The 1,309-nt window shown below is 66.8% G+C and carries 2 protein-coding genes; one reads left to right on the forward strand and one right to left on the reverse strand.

Annotation, left to right across the window (positions count from 1 at the left end):
• The coding region (locus AC1D00_RS41460; protein WP_477014686.1) for an MJ0042-type zinc finger domain-containing protein at window positions 1-732 on the reverse strand (732 nt) is incomplete at its 3' end.
• A 179-nt stretch (window positions 733-911) separates the two neighbouring features.
• On the opposite strand from AC1D00_RS41460, the gene AC1D00_RS41465 reads away from it, so the two are divergent.
• Window positions 912-1,309: cell division ATP-binding protein FtsE (locus AC1D00_RS41465; RefSeq protein WP_477014687.1), on the forward strand; the 398-nt coding region annotated here is incomplete at its 3' end.

Raw genomic sequence — 1,309 nt, forward strand, 5'->3', positions numbered from 1 at the left:
ATAGATTTCCGCGCCCTGCGCGTCGCGCACCGCAAAGCGCAGCCGCGGGATGTCGAGCGGCTTCTTGCCCTCGCCGACGATGACGCCCTCGATCACCAACACCTGTTTACCGTCAACGGTCTCGCTGGAGAGCTTGACGTCCTTGAAGGCCAGCCCGCGCAAGTTAACGTCGAGGCCGACCATCTTGTAGAAGGCCGCGGTCTGCGGCAGCAGCCGCACCATGTCGCCGCGCCAGACGATCAGGGCCAGCACCAGCGCGCCCATGGCGGCGCAGGCGGTCGGCAGGCCGAAATGGGACTTTCGCGGCGCCACGGTGGGGACCTGACGCCTCACGCGCGCCCCGCGCCGGCCGAACAGGCCGCGGAACCAGGACTGGTGCTGCGCGCCGGCGACCTCATCCTCAGCGTCCCGGGCCGCCGCCGACCATTCGTCCTCGGTCTCCCTGGCGTCCTCCTCCGGCCAGTCGCTGGCGATGGAGGGGCTGTCGACGACAGGCGTGTCGGTGGCGCCGTCGTCCTTGGCGTAGGAGTTCCACTGCTCGGCGAGATCGGACTGGTCGTCGGCCTGGCTGGCCGCAGCCATGGCCGGGACGGACGCCTCCTCGATGGCATCCTCGGCATAGGCGACCCAGGTCTGCTTGCACCGGGAGCAGCGGACTGTCCGCCCGTTCGCCCCAAGGCTCGCAAGCTTGATGGCGTAGGATGTCGTACAATGGGGGCAGACGATATGCATGGACGAGCCTTGATGCATGAACGAGTCTTGACGATGCCAGGGTCGCGGAGACCCGGGCGTCCTGGATGCTACAGGGCGACCGTTAACGAACCGGAAACCATAACGGTCGCAAAAACCGTTGATCGCGCGTGGCGGAGCATCGCGTCGCGGCCATCGCCCCCTCTCGAACGGAGCTGAGCTTGGTTCGGTTCGAAAATGTCGGATTGCGTTACGGTCTGGGGCCGGAGATTCTGCGCGACCTCAATTTCCAGATCCCGGCGCACTCCTTCCAGTTCCTCACCGGTCCGTCCGGCGCCGGCAAGACCTCGCTCTTGCGCCTGCTGTTCCTCTCGCACCGGCCGACGCGCGGCCTCGTCAACCTGTTCGGCCACGACAYCTCGCAGCTCGGCAAGGACGAGATCGCCGACCTGCGCAAGCGCATCGGCATCGTGCTCCAGGATTTCCGCCTGCTCGACCACATGACGACCTACGAGAACGTCGCGCTGCCGTTCCGCGTCATGGGCCGCAGCGAGTCGAGCTATCGCAAGGAGGTCATCGACCTGCTGCGCTGGGTCGGACTCGGCGAGCGCATGGACGC

It is taken from the genome of Bradyrhizobium sp. P2_E8, assembly GCF_056403875.1.